Raw genomic sequence first — 19523 nt, forward strand, 5'->3', positions numbered from 1 at the left:
CCGCGCCCCTTATTCTAGCGCAGCCACATCCGGCCGACACGCGGCCCACATTTTGCCAGGCCCAGCTCCAGCAGCATCAGCAGGCCGCCGGAGATGAGCAGCAGCGGCATCAGCGCACACATGCCCGCCGCCGTCATCCAGGCCAGCGCGGAAGGCGAGGTCCAAGCGCCAGGCAGCAGCTTGGGCAAGCCCAGCGAACCAGGCAAACGCCGCTTGAAAAACATCATCCAGCCCGACACGAGCGAAAACAGCACGCTGGCGCCGAACAGCAGCAGCAAGGCCTGGTTCCACCAGCCGAATTCGCCGCGATGAAACGGGATGCCGATGGCCGTCGCCTTGCCGAACGCCGTCTGCGCCTCCCACCCCGCATAGTACAAAGGCTTGCCGCTGTAGGCGTCGAATTGCAGGTCGAAGCGCAAGGTGGGCTGGCTGCGGTCGGCCATGGTGGCGCGCCACACATCGTCCTGGCTGGCGGGTGCCGTCAATTGCACAGCGATGGCGGGCGCATGGCTGCGCGCCACCTGCCACGCATCCTGCCAGTCGAGCGGGGCGCCCTCCTCCGTTGAGTGCAGGCCGCGCGGCACGGGCGGCGGCGCCTGGCCGCTGACGTCGCGCAGCGCGCGGATGCGCCCGCCCGCCTGCTGGCTCCACGTCAGCCCCGTCGTCAGGATGACGACACTGACGATGCCGAGCGCCACGCCGAGAAAAGCATGCCACTGGCGCCAGCCATTGCGCCCGCGCGCACCCCGCTTCGGCAAGCCCGATTGCGCGCCGCGCGGCCACCACAGGACCACACCCGTCACCAGCATCACCATCAGCCAGCTGGCCGCCAGCTCGATCATCCAGCGCCAGCCATCGTTTTGCTGCAGGCGCGAATGCAGCTTTTTCGCCCAGTTGCCGAAGCGCTCACTGCTGGCCAGGCTGCCCAGCACGCGCGCGTCATAGGGGTTCACATATACGACGACGGCTTGCGCGGGCAGGCTGAACTTCGGCCTGACGGGCGTGGCCAGCGCGGCATGTCCGCCATGGCCCGCATGTTCATCCTGCGCGCCGCCGGGCGGCGCGAACGCCACCTGCACCGCGTCGTCCTGCTGAAACGGCGGCACCACGTGCTGCACCGCCCAGCCACGCGGCGCCGCCCGTTCGGCCGCCGCCACGGCGGCATCCAGCGGCAGCATGGCGCTCTGCGGCGCCACATGGTCGAGGTGCTGGTACAGCCTTGCCTCGATCTGCGGCGTGAATACGTACAAAATGCCCGTCAGGGTGGCCACCAGGGCAAACGGCGATGCGATCAGCGCGGCCCAGAAGTGGATGCGCCAATACAGGCTTTTGCGCCGTGCGATGAGAAAAGTTGCGTCGTCCATGGCCATCCTCACAGTGCGTTGAAGGTATAGCCCAGGCCCAGCATCACGCTGCGCGGCGCGCCGGGCGTGTACTGGTTCTGGCTGTTCGGCGCATAGCTGCCCGTGCCCGCATAACTGCTGCTGGCCGAATCGGCATAGCGTTTATCTGCCAGGTTGCGCACCTGCGCCCACGCTTCCAGTCCGCGCGCGAGCTGGTAACTGGCGCGCAGGTTCAGCAAGGCGTGCCCCTTGTACTCCACCGTGTTGGCATTGTTCATCCAGTAGCGCCCCTGGTGCACGGCTTCGAGCGCGATACGCGCGCCGGCCACGGGCTTGTAGCCGATCTCGATCGAGGTGATGTCGCGCGGCGCCTGCGGCATGGCGCGGCCGCTGTAATCGAGGGTACTGGAGAGCTGGTAGCGCAAGTAGCGGTGGCGCGCGATGGCCGTGGCGAAGCGCGCGTCGAACGGGCCACTGTCGTAGTTCAGGCCCAGCTCCAGGCCTTCGCTGCGCGTGCGCCCCGCATTGCGGTTTTCGCTGTTGCCGGGAGAGAGCGTGTAGCTGACGATGGTATCGCGCCCGTCGAGCCGGTACAGGGCCGTATCGAGTTTCAAACGACCCTGCAAAAAGGCCCAGCGCAAGCCCAGTTCATAGTTGTTGTAGACGGACGGCTGCAAGTCGGCGATGCCCGTCTTGCCATACAACTGGCTCACCTCGGGCGGCGTGAAGCCCTGGCTGACGTTCGCATACGCGCTGCCCGCATGGCCGAGGGCGTAGGTGGCGCCCAGCTTCGGGCTCACGTGCGAAAAACTGCGCGACTCGTCGGGCGCGCCGTAGTTGACGCTGCCGCCGGGCGCCAGCTTGTTATGGTAGTCGTAGCGTATGGCGTCCGAACGGCCGCCCAGCACCACGCGCGTGCCCGCCAGCGGAGAAAATTCCCATTGCGCGAAGACGGCCGTGTTGAGGATATCCGTCTGGTAGTCGCGCACGCCCTGCGGATTGGATGCATTGGCCACGGTGTAGCGCAGGTAGCGGCCCGTGGCGGCATCGCGCACGATGGACAGGTTGTCGCTGACAAAGGGATTGTCGCTCTTGTCCACATACACGCCGGCGATCAGGCGCGAACGCAGCCAGGCGAATTCCTGCTGGTGCTTCACGTCCAGGCCCAGCGAATCAACATGGTTATTGTTGATGACGCCCTTGCACAGCACACCCGCGCAGCTGCCGATGGAATACGCGGGAATCTGTCCATGGTCATTCTTGCGCGTAAACACGGTGACGGTGCTCGTGCCATTGGCCGTCGTCGCGCCCTCCCACGCCAGATTCATGCGCGTGGTCTTGTCCTTGCGGTAGGTAAACGTGTTCAGGCTCTTGCCGGGGTCGTTGCGGTAGTCGTTCTCGAACAGGCTGCCCGTCATCGCCGCATCGAGATCCGTGTGGACGATGGTGGCGCGCAGCTGCGAGGTGGAACTGAGCGCATAGTCGGCGCGCAGCGAGAACGAATCCTTGTCGCCGTAGCTGTACTCTTGCCAGTTGTCGCGCGAGCGGCGCGAACTATAGTGGGAAAAGCGCAGTCCCAGCGGACCCCAGGTATCGCTGGCGGAAGTGTCGTAGCGGGTGTAGCCGCCCACGTTATCGCGCCGCACGCCCACGCTTGCCGTGGGTGTCGCGCTGGCGCCGGCCGTGAGGAAATTGACGGCGCCGCCGACGGCATTGCTGCCGTACAGCGACGAGGCGGCGCCCTTCACCACTTCCACGCCGCTGGCGCCCGCCATGTTCATCTCGTTGAGCGAGTTATGGTTGAAGACGCCCAGCGGGCGGATGGGAATGCCGTCTTCCAGGTACTGGTAGACGGCATTCGTGCCGATGGGCTGGCGGATGCTCATGCTGTGCTGCTCGTTGCCCAGGTCATTCCAGTACACGCCGGCGATGCGGTTGAGGATATCGCCCATGGTCTTGGGCTTGTCGCGTTCCAGGGTTGTGGCATTGACGACGCCGATGGCCTGTGGCGTCTCGGACAGCCACGCTTGCGCGCGCGAACCGGAAACGACGACGGTGTCGATGGCGTGGTCAAGTTGCTGCGCCCGCGCGCAGGGGTAAGCCACGGTGATGGCCGCGGCCAGCACCAACAGTTTCTTGTTCATGTGATTCTCGTTTAAGTGTGCGGATGCGGCGTGCCCCACCGCAAGGCGGACAGCGCCAACATTGAAAATGCAAGGACTTAGACGAGTGCGGGCGGCGCGCGCGATTGCGCGGTGGACCAGATGAACAGCGGAGACGGCGACTGGTAGTACAGGGCCGGGAAAATGGCCGTGCCGCCGGCGACGGGCAGCGGCAGCACGGGACTGGGCGGCAAGCCCACGGAACCCGCATGCGTGGAACAGAAGGCGCAATGCTCCATCTGCATGGCCTTGCCGCCGGACTTGCCGTCGGCGCCGCCATCATCGTCGACCTGGACGAAACGGATGCCGGCCACCGAGCAGATTTCCGCCCAGCCGGAGCCGGACTCCTGCTTGGCATTGGCGACGGCCTGGGAAACCGATGGCGCGAGCGCCGCCAGCAGGATCGCGAAACAGGCGATCCAGGCGGCAAAGCGGCGCGTGAACAAGGTCATTCCCATGGCCGCATTTTACCAGCGGCCGCCGGGACTGGGTAGCGGAAAGCGGCTCAGGCGGCCGGACAGGCGGCGTTGCCGTTGTCAAAAGCGCGCACCACGCTCGCCGTATCGGCGGCGATGCGGTTCACGGCGCGGCGGTGACCGAGCACCAGTTCATCGTAGCCGGTGCCCACCTTTTCATTGGCTATCGTGCGGCAAGTCACTACTTTGCTGGTGGCCAGCTGGCGCACGCTCCACACGGCGTCGATCAGCGCATATTGGCCCATCACGGACTCGAAACGCTGCACATTGGTGCTGATGCGGTACACGGGCAAGTTGTCCGGATGCGGCGTGCGGAACACGTCGATGGCGCCCAGGTCGTTCGTCACGGCCGTCGACAGGGCCTGGCCGATCTCGCCGGCCAACGGCCCCGCCCAGCGCTGCTGCTCCAGCAATTCGATGCGCCCCGATGGCGCCGTCACGACAAACTGGTTACGGCTCACCTGCTGCGGCACGCTGACGGCCAGCACCTCGACATAGTATTTGACGGGTTTGGCCGGCTGCGCGTCGGCGCCGCCGCTGAGCGTATAGAAATGCTCGGGCTGGGGCGTGGAGCAGGCGCCCAGCAAGATGGCTGTCATCAAAAGCGCAAAAATTGGCTGCTTCATTTTTTCTCATCTCCTTTTTTACCGCGGATCAGGGACTCTGGGTGGCGTTCCAGGTAATCCGACAGGGCATTGAGCGATTGCAGGGTTTGCGTCAGCTGCTGCAAGGCCTGGCGCACGTCCGACTGCAGCGGCGAATCCTTTTGCAGCACCTGTTCGGCCGTGCCGAAGGTCTGTTTCGCCGCCGTCAAGGTATCGCGCATTTCCGGCACCACCTGGCCATCGAGCTGCTTGAACAGGGTATTGGCCTGCTTGATGGTGGCGTTCAGATTATTGCCGATCTCCGCATACGGTACCTGATCGAGCTTGCGGGCGATGCTGGCGATCTGCGTCTGCAATTCGTCGAGCGTGTTCGGCACGGTCGGCACTTCCAGCGGATACTTGTTCGCGTCGAGCACCACCTTCGGCGCTTTCGGGAAGAAGTCCAGCGCGATGTACAGCTGGCTGGTCAGCAGGTTGCCCGTGCGTAGCTGGGCGCGCAAGCCACGGCTGACCATGCGTTCGAGCAGCTGGTGGCCGGCCGAACCTTCCTCATCGTCGACAGCGGCCTTGAAGCGCATGCCCAGGCGGGCCGGGTACAGATTGACGGTGACGGGCATGCGGAAGTTCTTCTTCACGGGATCGAACTCGATGCCGACCGAACGCACCTCGCCCAGCACGATGCCGCGGAAGTCCACCGTGGCGCCGGGCTGCAAGCCGCGCAGGGACTGGTCGAAATAGAACACGGTGGTGATGGCCTGGCCATCGGGTTCGCGCATGGCGCTGGCCTCATCGGCCGCCAGGCGGAAATTGGTATTGGCCGGTGCCGGCTCTTCGGGCTTGCGGCCATTTTCCGCCTCGAAGGCGATGCCGCCCACCAGCATGGCCGCCAGGGACTGGGTGTTCAGCTTGAAGCCGTTCGAATCGAGGCGCACATCGACGCCGCTGGCATGCCACCAGCGCGCGTTCTTGCCGACGAACTGGTCGTACGGCGCGTTCACGAAGACGGACATGGTGATGCCGTTGCCATCCTTGTCCAGCGCAAAGCTGACCACCTTGCCCACGCGCAGGCGGTGGAAGAACAGGGGTGAACCCACGTCGACGGAGCCGAGGCTTTCCGCATGCAGGGTGTACAGCTTGCCCTTCTGGTCGCCGGCCACGGCGGGCGGACTTTCCATGCCGATGAAGTTGTCTTTCTTCGCTTCCGACTTGCCCGTGTCGACGCCGATGTAGGCGCCCGACAGCAAGGTGCCCAGCCCCGTCACGCCGCTGGCGCCGATCTGCGGGCGCACCACCCAGAAACGCGAATCGGCGGTAGCGAAGCGGCGCGCTTCCTTGCTCATGTCGATCGTCACCAGCACCTTGCTCAAGTCCTCGCCCAGTGTGATGGCGCGCACCTGGCCGATATCGACATCCTTGTACTTGACCTTGGTCTTGCCAGGCTCGAGTCCTTCGGCGCTCTTGAAGCTGACCGTCACCGTAGGCCCCTGGTCGAGGATGGACTTGGCGGCCAGGCCGGCGCCGATCAGCGCGGCCAGCAGCGGGATGAGCCATACCAGCGACGGCAGCCAGCGGCTGCCCTGTTCCACATCAGGCTCCGGCAATGGGCGGCCGCCCGCTTCGGCAAGGTCGCCTGCTTCTTTGTCAGACATGCTGTTCTCCAATCACTGTATTGTTTCCGGTATTTGTCACCACCACGGGTTCTTCCTCGCCGGGCACCTGCCCGTCGACGGGGTCCCAGATCAGGCGCGGGTCGAACTGCATCGCCGCCAGCATGGTCAGCACCACCACGGCGCCAAAGGCCAGCGCACCAGGACCGGCCGTGATCACGGCCAGCGACTTGAAGCGCACCAGCGCCACCGTCAGGGTGACGACAAAGATGTCGAGCATGGACCAGCGGCCGATGAATTCGACCATGCGGTACAAGATGGTGCGCTGGCGCGGCCGCCAGCGCGAACGCCGCTGCGCGGTGAATGCCAGCAGCGCCAGCACGCCCAGCTTCAGCATCGGCACGACCACGCTGGCGATGAAAATGATGATGGCCAGACCTTTCGAGCCGCTGGTCCAGAACAGCACCACGCCGCTCATGATGGTGTCGTCCTGCGCGCCGAACAGCGATTGCGTCACCATCACGGGCAGCAGGTTGGCAGGAATGTAGAGGATCATGGCGGCGGTCAGCAAGGCCCAGGTGCGGTTGATGCTGTCCGGTTTGCGCACGTGCAGGGCCGTGCCGCAGCGCACGCAAGCCAGGTGCCTGCCCTTGCCCAGCGGCGGCGCCACCAGGCCGCAGGCATGGCAGGGCAGCACCTTCTCGCCCGGTGCGAAGGCCTTGTAGCGGATGCCGGGCAGCGCTTGCCGCGTCAGGTTGTCGCCCAGGTTCCACAGGGCCTTGGGGTCGAACGAGACGACGATGGCCAGCATCAGGGTCAGCGCGCCAAACGCGAACAGCCCCGGTTGCGGCAGCACCGTGGCCAGGCTGGTCATCTTGACGACGGTGATCAGGATGCCGATCATCAGCACCTCCGTCATGCCCCATTCGCGCGCCGTCTGCACGGCGCGCAGCACGCGGTTAAAGCCGGGCACCTTGACGCCGCCGCGCAGGCCCAGCGCCACGTACAGCAGGGAACCGAGTTCGATGGCGGGAAAGAGGATGGTAAACAGGAAGACCATCGTCGCCACGATGTGCATCTGCTCGGACCACAGCACGCGGATGGAACCGAGCAAGGTGGCGCTGGAAGTGAGGCCATTGACGTCGAGTTCGACGATAGGGAAAAACTGGGCGATCAGGAAGACAAAAGCGGCGCCCAGAGTGAGCGCCACCACCTTGGTCAATTCGGCCGATGCGCCCTGCGCATGCGCGCCGCGATACAGCACCGAGCGGCAACGGATGCAGCGCGCCTTTTCGCGGGGACGCAGCGGACGTTTGCGGTACAGCACGCCGCAGTCATGACAACTAATCAGGTCGTATCGGTGCACAGTGTGAAGTTTGCCGGCGCCTGAAGCGCGACTATCCCATGTCAATGCCAGCCATCATGACAGAGTTGGCATTTTTCTGCACTACAGCATTATTCTTTTCCACGCTCCCGCAGCAGCGCCTCCACGGCGCGGCCGATTTGCAGCACTGTATCGTCGACGCCCGCCAGGCCGCAAATACCCAGCCCCACGGGCAGCTCGCCGTCGGCGTGGCAAGGCAGCGACAGCGCGCAGCCGTCGAGGAAGTTGATCACGCTGGCGTTGCGCAGCACCAGGCCATTCGTGGCAAAGAAGGTGGCGTCATCCGCTTCCAGCGGCGCGACTTCCGGCGCCTGGATGGCCACGCTGGGCATCAGCCAGGCGTCGAACGGCGCCAGGCGCCGCCGGGCGACGCCGATCAGGCGCGCGCGCGCATCGAGCAGGTCGATGTAGTCGGCCGCGCCCTGCTGCTGACCGCGGCGGATGCGCGCCGCCACGCGCTGGTCGTACTGTGCACCCTTCTCTTCAAGTAATATCCTGTGCCAGTGCCAGGCTTCCGCCGCCACCAGCCCGCCGCCGCCATTGATCGTCGGCAGCTCCAGCAATTCGGGGAAATCGAACTGTTCTACCTGCGCGCCAGCTTGCCGCAGCTTGTCCAGGGCAGCATCGAAAGCCTGCTGCACCTGCGGCGCCACATGCGTACCGACATAGTCCAGGGTAAAGCCAAAGCGCAAGCCTTTCAGTGCTGGCGCCTGCGCGCTGATGTCATGGCCCGACAGCGCTGCGTACAAAATGGCGCAGCAATCGACACTGTGCGCGATGGGCCCGGCCGAATCGAGGGAGCGCGACAGCGGCACCGTGCCGGTCAGCGGCACGGAAGCGGCCGTCGGCTTGAAGCCCGTCAAGCCGCAAAAAGCGGACGGGATGCGGATCGAGCCGCCCGTGTCCGTGCCCAGCGCTCCCGCAGCCATCCCCAGCGCCACCGTCACGGCGCCGCCCGAGGTGGAGCCGCCCGCCACGCGCGCGCGGTCGTGCGGATTGCGCGGCGTGCCGTAATGGGGATTCAAGCCCAGGCCGGAGAATGCGAATTCGCTCATGTTGGTGCGGCCCAGCAGGATGGCGCCAGCCGCGCGCAGACGCGCCACGGCGCCGGCATCCACAACGGCGGGCGGGGCGTCAGCCAGCGCCAGCGAGGCGGCGCTGCTGACCTGCCCCCTGACGTCGAACAGGTCCTTGATGGACAGGGGAATGCCTGCCAGCAGCGAAGGCATCCAGCCTGCCGCGCGCGCCGCATCGCTGGCACGGGCCTCGGCCAGCGCCTGTTCGCCATCGAGGCTGACATAGGCATGGCCGCCCTGCGCCCTGTGCGCCTCGGCGCGCGCCAGCATGCGCTGCGTCAATTCCACGCTGGTGATGCGACCGGCGGCCAAGTCGGCGGCCAGTTCACGGATGGTCTTGGTCATTGCGTTATCCTTCCACGGGCAGGGTTTGCACGGCATAGCGGTGCTGCAGGCGGCGCTGCAAGGCTGGATCATACAGCTCCAGCTCGAAGGCGTCGCCGTGGCCCATTTCACCGATGATGGGCTGCGTGCCACAAAACATGGCGCTGCCCACGGGCAGAGTCGCCTGCCCCGTGTAGCGCAGGATCAGGTCTTCCGGTGACAGCATGCGCGTCACGGGGCCATCCTGGTACAGGGCCGGCACGCCGGCGCGCTCGCGCCAGGAGCGCATCTGCAGCTGGTCCCAGTGGTCCGCCACATCGGCATAGCGCCACAAGGTGTCGCCCACGGGCTTGCCGCACATCTGCTTCGACACCGTCACGCCATAGCTTTCCACCTTGCGGTCCGTATGGTCGGAGCCGATGCCCACCAGCAGGCCGTATTCGGTGGAGAACAGCACGAATTCGGCCTCGCCGGACGAATCGCGGCCCGGCACTTCGATGGCGGCATCGCTGGACAGCAGCGCCGCCGCCACGCGGTAAAAGGTCGGCACGCTTTTCGGGCGCGCCACGCCGATGGCTTCCAGTTCGGCGATATGGTGTTCGACCATCGCCAGGTCGCGGCCCGTCCAGCCAGCGATGATCAGGTTGTCGATGTCGAAGGTGACGGGGCCGTGGCCCGCCAGGTTGAAGGTATGGGTAGTCATGGTATCTCTTTACTCCTCAAGAGGGCCGCGGCCCGTTTCTCTGGCTGCGAAGACGGCGGCACCGGTGATCAGCAGGGCCGCCGCTACATACAGCGAGACGGCCATGGTGCTGTTGTACGAGCGGTACAGGCTGGCGATGACGAGCGGTGCAAAGCCGCCGCCGATGACGCCGGCCAAGGTATAGGCCAGCGAGGAACCCGCATAGCGCACCTTGGTGGGGAATTGCTCGATGACGAAGGCCGCTTGCGGGCCGTACATGATGGCGTGGATGACCAGGCCTACGACAACGGCCGTGACGATGGCGGCCGGACTGGCCGTGTCGAGCAGGGTGAAGAAGGCAAACGCCCACACGAGTCCCAGCACGGCGCCCAGCGCATATACGGGTCGGCGGCCGATCTTGTCCGACAGCGCGCCAAACACGGGCACCGACAGCGCATTGCAGGCCGTGCCGATCATGATGGCGGTCAGCGCCAGCGTCGACGACAGGTGCAGTACCGTCGTCACATACGTCAGGGTGAACACCACCACCAGCGCATACAGCACGTCCGAGCCGATGCGCACGCCGCCGGCGATCAGCAAACGGCGCCAGTAGAGGCGCAGCACGTCGCCGATCGGCGCTTCCGCCTTCGCATCCTTCTGGTCAAGTTCCTTGAACAGCGGCGTTTCCTCGATGCCGCTGCGTATCCACATGCCGAAGGCCACCAGCAACAGGCTGGCGATGAACGGCATGCGCCAGCCCCAGTCCATGAACGCTTCATGCGGCAGCAGGTAGGTGATCAAACCGATGCAGCCAGTGGCCAGCAAGGTGCCGAACGACGGCCCCACCTGCGTCCACGAAGCGTTGCGGCCCCGTTTGTCCGGCGCGCCGTGTTCGACGGAAATCAGCACGGCGCCCGCCCATTCGCCACCCAGCGCGATGCCCTGCACGAAGCGCAGGGCCACCAGCAGGACCGGGCTCCAGATGCCAGCCGTCGCATACGTGGGCAAGAGGCCCATCAAGCCAGTCGTCACGCCCATCAGCATCAGGGTCACCACCAGTACCCAGCGGCGTCCCAGCTTGTCGCCCAGGTGGCCGAAGATCACGCCGCCGATGGGACGCGAGATATAGCCGACGGCGTACGTGGAAAAGGCCAAGATGGTGCCCGTCAGCGGATCGAAAGAAGGGAAAAACAGGTGGTTGAAGATCAACGCCGCCATGGTGTTGTAGACGGTGAAGTCATACCATTCCAGGGTCGTTCCGACCATGCTGGCCGTGGCCAGGCGTCCCGTTTTTGGCTTGTCGCCCGGTGCCTGGGCCGCCGGATGCGCAGCGTTTGCCGTTGTATATGTGGTCATTGCCTACCTCTCTCGTCAGTTTTATTGCAGGTCCGGTGCAGGATGCTTTGCCCTGCGCCGTGGCCCGTGTCTCGTGTTATCAGTGCCGGCAAGATACGCGCGGCCGTGTCAGGCCGCGTGCAGGTCGGCCTCGCGCAACTGCCAGGACAGTTGCAGGATGGCCGTCTGTTCGCCGTCGAGGCCCAGCGCCGCGCTGGCGGCATTGGCGGCGGCCATGGCGGCGCTTTCCGACGATGCGTCGATCAGGAAAATCGGGTCGAGCACGCGGCCCTCCTTCTGCTCCGCCGGCAGGGGGCCGGACAGGTTCGCGTCGGGCGTCAGCAAGCGAGTGGCAATGACGCCATCGATCTGCAGCAATGTCGCCCCCAGCGCGGCCATGGCGGCCACGGCTTGCGCATCCTGACCGATCGCCGACGCGCCCAGGCGCAACACGGCCAGCCAGGCGCCCGTACCCATGCCCGTTTCCGCCTCGATGGCGCAGACGCGGCGCATCGGGTCCACCATGCGCTGCAGATTCGTCACCGACCATGGCGTCTGCTGGCCGAAAGCCTTGAAGTAGTTGGGCGTCTGGAAGGCGCCCAGCGAATCGGTGCGGTACAGGCCCAGGTATTTGCGGGGACCGCGCACGCCCTGGTAGCGCGTGCCGCTGACAAAACCGGGAATGCGCACGCGCTCTTCCACGTGTTCGCGGTCATACCAGCGGTTGAAATCGCGTTCGTGTTCCGGGTCGGCGCTGGTCCAGACAAACAGGATGCCGGGCAAGGTGGGGGAGGTCGTCATGATGGTTCCGTTCTGCGTGATGGGTGGTATGCCAGCCCAGAATAGGTGGCACGCCATCACTTGGCAAACGGGTTATTCTGAACGCGACTGATAAGTTTTTCTTATGGGTCGCGGTGACAACAGCAATTTAATTCTCACATCCGCGCACCGGCGCCATACTCTTCGCCCAGCCCCAGGGTGAACCTGGCCGCCTCCTCGCATGCCAGCATGGCCACCAATTGAATCGCTTCCGTGGTGAGGTCTTCGCTGTAACTAATGACGATGCGCTGCGGCGCCAGGCTGCTGGTACAGGGAATCAGGGCGATGTGGCCCTGCTCGATTTCCTCGCGCAGGGGCGCCAGCGGCAGCACGGCGATGCCGAAACCCGCTTTGACCAGCCGCACGATGGCGGAAATCGAGCTGACGCAATGCACGCGACCCAGCTGCACGCCCTCGTCCTGGCACAGCGCCTTCAAGGCGGAATGGGGCTGCGAGCCCCGGTTCATGGTGATGATCGGATGCTGCGCCAGTTGCGCCACCGTGAATGGCTTGTCCGTGTCGGGCCAGTCGGCAGCCCGGCCCGCCCAGCCCATGGCGATGGCGCCGCTGCCCGTGCTGCGGAGATGGTCGCCCGTCAGCATGTCCGTCTGCAGCGCGATATCGAGCTCGCCCTGCTGCAGCTGTTCGTGCAGGCGGCGAGTCGATTCCGACGTCAATTGAATCTCGATGCCCGGATAGCGCTCCTGCACCCGCTGCAGGAACGGAATCAGCCAGGTATGCACGATGGTTTCGATGACGCCGATGCGCACTTCGCCCGTGATGTGCGCGGGCGAGGAATTGGCCGCATACATGTCGCGGCACAGTTCCAGCATGCGCTCGGCGTACACGAGCAGGTTGCGCCCGGCGAAGGTCAGGCGGATTTCACGCGCGTCGCGGTCGAACAGACGCGTGCCGAAATCCTGCTCCAGCGAGGCGATGCGGTTCGAGATGGCCGCCTGCGTGATGTGCAGCTTGTCGGCCGCCGTGCGGAAGCTGCCCAGCCGCGCAGCCCAGACAAACGCTTCGAGAAAACGGGTATTCAATGGGGCTCTTCTTCACAGTTTGAATGTCCGCCCCATTGTAAGCCAAAGTCAGCGACCTTATTTCTGCGCCAGGAAGTCCAGCAGGGTCAGGGCGACGATCTTGCTGGCCTTGCGCAAATCGTCGAGCGCCAGGCGCTCGTCGGCCTTCTTCGCATTCGATTCGGGCACCGTGCGCGGACCGGCGCCATACAGCACGGCGGGGATACCCCGCTCGCCATACAGACGCGCATCCGCATACAGGGGCGTGCCGACGGCGGGAATCGTTTCGCCGAGGATGGCTTGCGCATTTTTCTGCAGGCTGCCCACCAGCTGTTCGGAACCGGGCAAGGGGCGCAGCGCGTGCGAGAGCAGCAGGCGGCGAATTTCGAGGCGGATGCCGGGCTCGCCCCGTACGGCGTCCTCGATCAGCGCGCGCACCTGCGCTTCCACCGCCACAGGGTCTTCTTCCGGAATCATGCGGCGGTCCATCTTCATGACCACCTTGCCCGGCACCACATTGGTATTCGTGCCGCCGTCGATGCGCCCCACCAGCATGGTGGGCGAATCGATGCCCGCCACTGCGGATTTGATCTTTTTCAGCTCCGGCAACTGGCCGTAGATAGCGTTGAGGATCTTGTTGGCCGCCTGCAGCGCGTCGTGTCCCGTCTCCGGCATGGAGCCGTGGCCCGACTTGCCGTGCACGGTGATTTCCAGCTGCAGGCAGGCGTTGTGGGCGGTGACGATGCCGTAGCTGAAACCGGCGGCGATGACGAAATCGGGCTTCGTCAGCTGCTGCTCCAGCAGCCAGCCCGGCCCCAGCAAGCCGCCGAATTCCTCGTCGTACGTAAAATGCAGCTCAAGCTGGCCCTTCAAGGGAATGCCCAGCGCCTCGAGCGCGCGCGCGGCAAACACATAGGTGGCGAAATCGCCCTTCGACACGGCCGTCGCGCGGCCGTAGATATAGCCGTCGTCGATCTGGCCGCCATACGGCGGGTACGTCCAGTTGTCGCCAGGCGGCACCACGTCGCCATGCGCATTCAGGGCCACCGTCGGCCCGCCCGCGGCATACGGCCGGCGCACGATCAGGTTGGTGATGCTTTGCATGCCGTACGCTTCCACCTGCGCCGCTGGCACCGCGTGCTTTTCCGCCTGCCAGCCATACGCCTGCAGCAGCTGCGCCACCAGGTCCGCATGGGGCGCGTTATTGCCGGGCGGCGTATCCGTCGGCTGCTGCACCACCTTCTGCAAAAAGGCGACTTCCTCGTCGAAGTGTTCGTCGATCCAGGCCGTGATTCGTTCTGCGTGCGTTGTCATTTTGTTCCTTGCATGGTCTGTTGCAGCCAGACGCCCAGCTCACTGCGCTCGGCGTCCGTCATATTGGTCAGGTTCCCGATCGGCATGGCCTTCAGTTCGATGGCCTGCTTGTAGATCTGCGCCGCGTGCTGGCGGATTTCGACTTCATTATCCAGCATCATGCCGGCCGGCGCCGTGGCAAAGCCCGGTTGCGTGGGCTGGGCCGAATGGCAGGTGGCGCAGCGCTGGGCGATGATGGCATGCACGGCCTTGAACTGCGCGGCAGGGTCCACCGCCGGCGCGGCCGCCACGGCCACGGGCGCCTTGGGCGCGATGGCCACTGCGACGGCCACCAGCAAGGCCACGCCCAGGGCCGGATAGCGCCACTCGACGCGGCCCTTGTGGCGCAGGTTGAAGAAGTGGCGGATGAAGACGCCGGCCGCCATGATCAGCGCCAGCACCAGCCAGGCGTGATCGTTGCGGTAGGTCATCGCGTAGTGGTTGCTGATCATGATGAACAGCACCGGCAACGTAAAATAATTGTTATGCACGCTGCGCTGCTTGGCCTTCAAACCGTGCTTGGGATCGGGCAGCTTGCCGGCGGCCATGGCTTCGACCATCTTGCGCTGGCCGGGAATGATCAGCATCAGTACATTGGCCACCATGATGGTGCCGATCATGGCGCCCACGTGGATGTAGGCGGCGCGCCCGCTGAGCAAGTGCGTGAGCACATATGCGGCGCCGACGATCAGGGCAAACACCGTCACGCCGAACCACAGCTCGTATTGCGCCAGCTTTGATCGGCACAGCAGGTCGTACACGGCCCAGCCGATGACGAGGGTGGCGATGCCGATGCCGATCGCCTGGCCGCTGCTGATGTCGGCCACGGATTTGTCGATCATCATGGCCTGGGCATTGAAGTAGTAGGCAATCGTCAGCAGCGCAAAGCCGGACAGCCAGGTCGAATACGCTTCCCACTTGAACCAGTGCAGTTCCTTCGGCAGTTCCGCGGGCGCCACCAGGTATTTTTGGGGGTTATAGAAGCCGCCGCCGTGCACGGCCCACAATTCTCCCGACACGCCTTTCTTTGCCAGCTCCGAGCCGGGCGCGGGCGGGCGGATCGAGTTGTCGAGCCAGACAAAATAAAAGGAAGCGCCGATCCAGGCGATGCCCGTGATGACGTGCAGCCAGCGGACGATCAGGTTCAGCCACTCAAGGCCGTACGGAATCAGGTAGGCAAATACTTCCATAAATTTCCTCTAGTCAGACCGAACCAATATTCGTGCCAATCTACACAAGATAAACGGATTTACCGCCCATCACATGAAAAATATCGTATATTTGACATATTCAAATCGATATACAACAGAGCCGCCGCCACATGTCCAGCCTGCCGCAACACCTCGACCTGCACTTGATCCGCATCCTCTACCTGCTGCTGGTGGAAAAGAATGTCTCGCGCGTGGCGCTCAAACTCAATCAGCCGCAGCCCTCGATTTCCGCCTCCCTGCGCAAGCTGCGCGAACTGACGGGCGACCCGCTGCTCGTGCGCGGCGCGCGCGGCATGGTGCCGACCCAGCATGGCGAAAGCCTGCTCAATCCGGCCAAGCGCATCCTCGACCAGACAGAAAGCCTGTTCGTCAAGAAGACGCCGTTCGTGGCGCAGGAAGAGGCGCGCACCTTTCATATCGCCGCGCCCGACTACCTGGATAGCCAGTTCCTGCCCAACGTGGTGGCCCTGCTGCGCCGCGGTTCACCGAAAAGTCGCGTCGTGCTGCACAGCCTGGGGCCGGGCATCGACCATATCCGCCAACTGTCCGACGGGGGCCTGGACCTGGTGATCGCCAACTGGGATGAGCCGCCCGCGCATCTGCACATCTCGAAGCTGTTCGAAGATCCCATCATCTGCGCCATGCATGCGGAAAACGCCTATGCGCGGCGCACGGCCAGCGACGCCATGACCCTCGACGACTATCTGAGCCTGCCCCACGTGGCGCCGTCGCAGATGATGCCCGGCTACCACGGCGTGATCGATTCCTTCCTCGAACGGCAAAACCTGCAACGCAATGTGGTGGTGGAGTCGGCATATTTCGGCCTGATCCCCTACATGCTGACGCAGACGGATCTGGTGCTGACCACGGGCCGGCAATTCATGCGCTTCTATGAAAAGACGCTGCCGCTGAAAACGTATACCGTGCCCCTGAAATTCCCGCCCATGCGCTTTTACCAGCTGTGGCACCAGCGCGTGCACCAGGCACCCGAGCACAAATGGCTGCGCGACCAGGTCAGCGCTGCCGCCAAGGCGCTGGTCCAGCGATAGCCGCTATCAGCACGCGCATATAATGGAGACAGGAACGGGGCGCTATCATCACCGCTTGCATGATCGGAAAACCATGACCACCCTTTCAGACCTGAACGCCGGCAGCACGGCAGACTTTATCGCACGGCTGCACGGCATCTATGAACATTCGCCCTGGATCGCCCAGCGCGCGGCACCCGCCCGGCCATTTGCCAGTCTGACGGCACTCAAGACGGAGCTGCAGCGCGTGCTGGCGCAAGCTTCGCCCGAAGAGCAACTGGGGCTGATACGCGCCCACCCGGAGCTGGCCGGCAAGGCCGCCATCGCAGGGCAATTGACGGCGGAATCGACGCGCGAGCAGGCCAAGTCCGGCCTGAACCTGTGCAGCGCCGACGAATTCGCCACCCTGCAGCGCCTGAACGACGACTACAACGCCAAGTTCGGCTTTCCCTTCATCCTGGCCGTCAAGGGCCCGACGGGCGAAGGCTTGACGCGCCAGGACATCATCGCCACGTTTGCGCGGCGCCTGAAGAACCGGCGCGCCGATGAACTGGCCGAATCGTTGCGGCAGATCAAGCGCATCGCCGAGCTTCGCCTGAACGACCTGTTCGACGTGCGCCTGGACTTCGGTCCGGCCATCATGCAGCAGGCAGAAACCCTGGCCGGCTGGAGCGACAGCGATTACAACCTGACCTGCGCCTACCTGACGCCGGCGCACCAGAAAACGGCAGCACAGCTGGCCGACTGGATGCGGGACGCGGGCATGCAGGTGCACATCGACGCCGTCGGCAACGTGGTCGGGCGCTATCTGTCCGATGCGCCTGACGCAAAAACCCTGATGACGGGATCGCATTACGACACGGTGCGCAACGGCGGCAAGTACGATGGCCGCCTGGGCATCGTGCTGCCGATCGCCGTCGTGCGCCACCTGCACGAACAGGGCGAAAAGCTGCCGTTTCACTTCGAGATTGTCGGCTTCGCCGAGGAAGAAGGCGTGCGCTTCAAGAGCACGTTTTTGGGCAGTACGGCCGTCACGGGCAAGTTCGACGTATCGCTGCTTGAGCAGCTTGATGCGGATGGCGTGAGCATGCGCGACGCACTGGCCGCCGCCGGCCACGAAGTGAGCGCCATCGGCGCCATAGCACGCGATCCCGCCGACTTGCTCGGCTATGTGGAAGTGCATATCGAGCAGGGTCCCGTGCTGCTGGAACGCGACCTGCCGCTGGGGATCGTCACGGCGATTGCCGGCAGCTCGCGCTACCTGGTCAATCTTGGCGGCGTGGCCAGCCACGCGGGCACTACGCCCATGACCATGCGCAAGGATGCCGCCAGCGCTGCGGCCGAAATCATCCTGCTGGTGGAACGGCGCTGCAACCAGGGCGAGGCGCTGGTGGGCACCGTGGGGCAGCTGCACGTGCCCAACGGCTCCGTCAACGTAATCGCCGGCGCCTGCACCCTGTCGCTCGACATCCGCGCGGCCGTTGACGCGGTACGCCAGGCAGCCGTCGACGATATTCTCGATGGCATCGCCGCCATCTGTGCACGGCGCCAGATCGACTACCAGCTGGAACTGCTGCTGTCGGCGCGTGCCGCACCGTGTGCGCCATGGCTGATGGCGCAGCTGGCGCAAGCCGTGGAATCGGTTGGCGTCGAACCATACGCGCTGCTGTCGGGCGCCGGCCACGACGCCATGGCCATGGCTGCCATCACCGACGTGGCCATGCTATTTACCCGTTGCGGCAATGGTGGCATCAGCCACAACCCGCTGGAAACCATGACGGCCGACGACGCCGACATCGCGGCGCGCGCCCTGCTGGCGTTTTTGCGCAGCTTCCAGCCCAAGCCGTAAAACTACACGGCCACCGCCCGCTCCAGCATCGCGTGCAGCAGCACGTTGCAGCCCGCTTCCAGGTGCTCGGGCTTGGCGTCCTCGATTTCATTGTGGCTGATGCCATCCTTGCACGGCACAAAGATCATGCCGGCCGGCGCCAGCCTGGCCGCGTAAATGGCATCGTGGCCGGCGCCGGACACCACGTCCATCACCGAGTAGCCCAGATTTGCCGTGGCGTTGCGCACGGCGCCCACGCAGTCGGGATGGAACGGGCATGGCGGGTAATAGGAGACTCTTTCCAGTGAAATGCCCAGCCCTGTCTTCTCGCGCGTGGCATCGATAAAGGCCGTGATTTCGCCATGCATGGTGTTGAGCAGTTCGTCGTTCACGTTACGCAGGTCGATGCTGAATTTGACTTCGCCGGGGATCACGTTGCGGCTGTTCGGGAAGACCTGCACCATGCCCACCGTGCCGCGCCCATACGGCGGGTAGCGGTTGGCAATGACGACGACTTCCTGCATGATGGTGGTGGCTACCTGCAGCGCATCCTTGCGCAAGCCCATGGGCGTGGGGCCCGCATGCGCTTCCATGCCCGTCACCACGCAGTCATACCACGATAGCCCCATCACGGCAGGCACCACGCCGATGACCTTGTCGGCGTCTTCCAGCACGGGCCCCTGTTCGATGTGCGTTTCAAAGTAGGCGCCGATCGGGTGGTCGCCCGGCACCTGGTCGCCACGATAACCGATGCGTGCCAGCTCCTCGCCCACGGTTTTGCCTTCCGTATCCTTGGCCGCATACGCGGTTTCGAGCGAAAAGGCGCCGCAGAACACGCCCGAGCCCATCATCACGGGCACGAAGCGCGAGCCTTCCTCGTTGGTCCAGAAAGCCACTTCGATGGGGGCCTGCGTCTTGATTTTCAGATCGTTCAGGGTACGCACCACTTCCAGGCCCGCCAGCACGCCGTAATTGCCATCGAACTTGCCGCCCGTGGGCTGCGTGTCGATGTGGCTGCCCGTCATCACGGGCGGCAGGGTATTGTCCGTGCCGTCGCGGCGCATGAAGACATTGCCGATCTGGTCGATGGTGATGCTCATGCCCGCCTCACGGCCCCATCCCACCACCAGGTCGCGCCCCTGCTTGTCCAGGTCCGTCAGGGCCAGGCGCTTGACGCCGCCCTTCGCTGTCGCGCCGATCTGCGCCAGTTCCATCAGGGCCGCCCACAGCCGTTCGCCATTGATACGCAGTGCATCCATCGTCAACTC

The 19523-nt window shown here is 64.8% G+C and carries 16 protein-coding genes; 2 read left to right on the forward strand and 14 right to left on the reverse strand.

Annotated elements, in window-relative coordinates; all coding sequences use genetic code 11:
- Positions 1-14: 14 nt before the first annotated feature.
- The 13 genes from O3299_RS22485 to O3299_RS22545 form a co-directional block, all read right to left on the reverse strand.
- Positions 15-1364 (reverse strand): PepSY domain-containing protein, encoded by a 1350-nt coding sequence (locus O3299_RS22485; protein ID WP_305063240.1) that lies wholly within the window; start codon positions 1362-1364, stop codon positions 15-17.
- An 8-nt stretch (positions 1365-1372) separates the two neighbouring features.
- Complete coding sequence (locus tag O3299_RS22490) at positions 1373-3487, reverse strand: TonB-dependent receptor domain-containing protein (RefSeq protein WP_305063241.1); 2115 nt, start codon at positions 3485-3487, stop codon at positions 1373-1375.
- A 77-nt stretch (positions 3488-3564) separates the two neighbouring features.
- A complete protein-coding gene (locus O3299_RS22495) occupies positions 3565-3963 on the reverse strand; it encodes a DUF2946 domain-containing protein (protein ID WP_251349761.1) in 399 nt (132 codons plus the stop codon).
- 47 nt (positions 3964-4010) lie between these two features.
- Positions 4011-4580, reverse strand: coding sequence for a membrane integrity-associated transporter subunit PqiC (locus O3299_RS22500; protein WP_251349760.1), 570 nt, complete (start codon positions 4578-4580; stop codon positions 4011-4013).
- Between the two features lie 23 nt (positions 4581-4603).
- Positions 4604-6235 carry an intermembrane transport protein PqiB gene (locus tag O3299_RS22505; protein ID WP_305054296.1) on the reverse strand — a complete coding sequence of 544 codons (1632 nt, stop codon included), beginning with the start codon at positions 6233-6235 and terminating at the stop codon, positions 4604-4606.
- Entirely contained in the window at positions 6228-7520 is a 1293-nt protein-coding gene (locus O3299_RS22510) for a paraquat-inducible protein A (protein WP_369812319.1), read from the reverse strand. Before O3299_RS22510 ends, O3299_RS22505 begins: the two co-directional genes overlap by 8 nt.
- A gap of 128 nt (positions 7521-7648) precedes the next feature.
- A complete protein-coding gene (locus O3299_RS22515; protein ID WP_305054295.1) occupies positions 7649-8998 on the reverse strand; it encodes an amidase in 1350 nt (449 codons plus the stop codon).
- Between the two features lie 4 nt (positions 8999-9002).
- Positions 9003-9680 (reverse strand): DUF2848 domain-containing protein, encoded by a 678-nt coding sequence (locus O3299_RS22520; RefSeq protein WP_099665347.1) that lies wholly within the window; start codon positions 9678-9680, stop codon positions 9003-9005.
- A gap of 9 nt (positions 9681-9689) precedes the next feature.
- Entirely contained in the window at positions 9690-11015 is a 1326-nt protein-coding gene (locus O3299_RS22525; RefSeq protein ID WP_099665348.1) for an MFS transporter, read from the reverse strand.
- A gap of 108 nt (positions 11016-11123) precedes the next feature.
- Positions 11124-11795 carry a DUF4286 family protein gene (locus O3299_RS22530; protein ID WP_305063242.1) on the reverse strand — a complete coding sequence of 224 codons (672 nt, stop codon included), beginning with the start codon at positions 11793-11795 and terminating at the stop codon, positions 11124-11126.
- Between the two features lie 134 nt (positions 11796-11929).
- Positions 11930-12856 carry a LysR family transcriptional regulator gene (locus tag O3299_RS22535; RefSeq protein WP_305063243.1) on the reverse strand — a complete coding sequence of 309 codons (927 nt, stop codon included), beginning with the start codon at positions 12854-12856 and terminating at the stop codon, positions 11930-11932.
- A 57-nt stretch (positions 12857-12913) separates the two neighbouring features.
- Positions 12914-14149 (reverse strand): M20/M25/M40 family metallo-hydrolase, encoded by a 1236-nt coding sequence (locus O3299_RS22540; protein ID WP_099665351.1) that lies wholly within the window; start codon positions 14147-14149, stop codon positions 12914-12916.
- Positions 14146-15378, reverse strand: a complete 1233-nt coding sequence (locus O3299_RS22545) for a urate hydroxylase PuuD (RefSeq protein ID WP_305063244.1) — start codon at positions 15376-15378, stop codon at positions 14146-14148. Before O3299_RS22545 ends, O3299_RS22540 begins: the two co-directional genes overlap by 4 nt.
- 131 nt (positions 15379-15509) lie before the next feature.
- Here O3299_RS22545 and O3299_RS22550 point away from each other — a divergent pair, with 131 nt between their 5' ends.
- Both O3299_RS22550 and O3299_RS22555 read left to right on the forward strand, forming a co-directional pair.
- Entirely contained in the window at positions 15510-16448 is a 939-nt protein-coding gene (locus O3299_RS22550; protein ID WP_034754583.1) for a LysR family transcriptional regulator, read from the forward strand.
- A gap of 73 nt (positions 16449-16521) precedes the next feature.
- A complete protein-coding gene (locus O3299_RS22555) occupies positions 16522-18276 on the forward strand; it encodes an allantoate amidohydrolase (protein WP_305063245.1) in 1755 nt (584 codons plus the stop codon).
- Between the two features lie 2 nt (positions 18277-18278).
- Here O3299_RS22555 and O3299_RS22560 read toward each other — a convergent pair whose 3' ends face one another.
- On the reverse strand, positions 18279-19514 hold the full coding sequence (locus O3299_RS22560) for a Zn-dependent hydrolase (protein WP_305063246.1): 1236 nt from the start codon (positions 19512-19514) through the stop codon (positions 18279-18281).
- Positions 19515-19523: the final 9 nt, after the last annotated feature.

It is taken from the genome of Janthinobacterium sp. SUN176 (assembly GCF_030587335.1).
Classification (GTDB): domain Bacteria; phylum Pseudomonadota; class Gammaproteobacteria; order Burkholderiales; family Burkholderiaceae_D; genus Janthinobacterium; species Janthinobacterium kumbetense.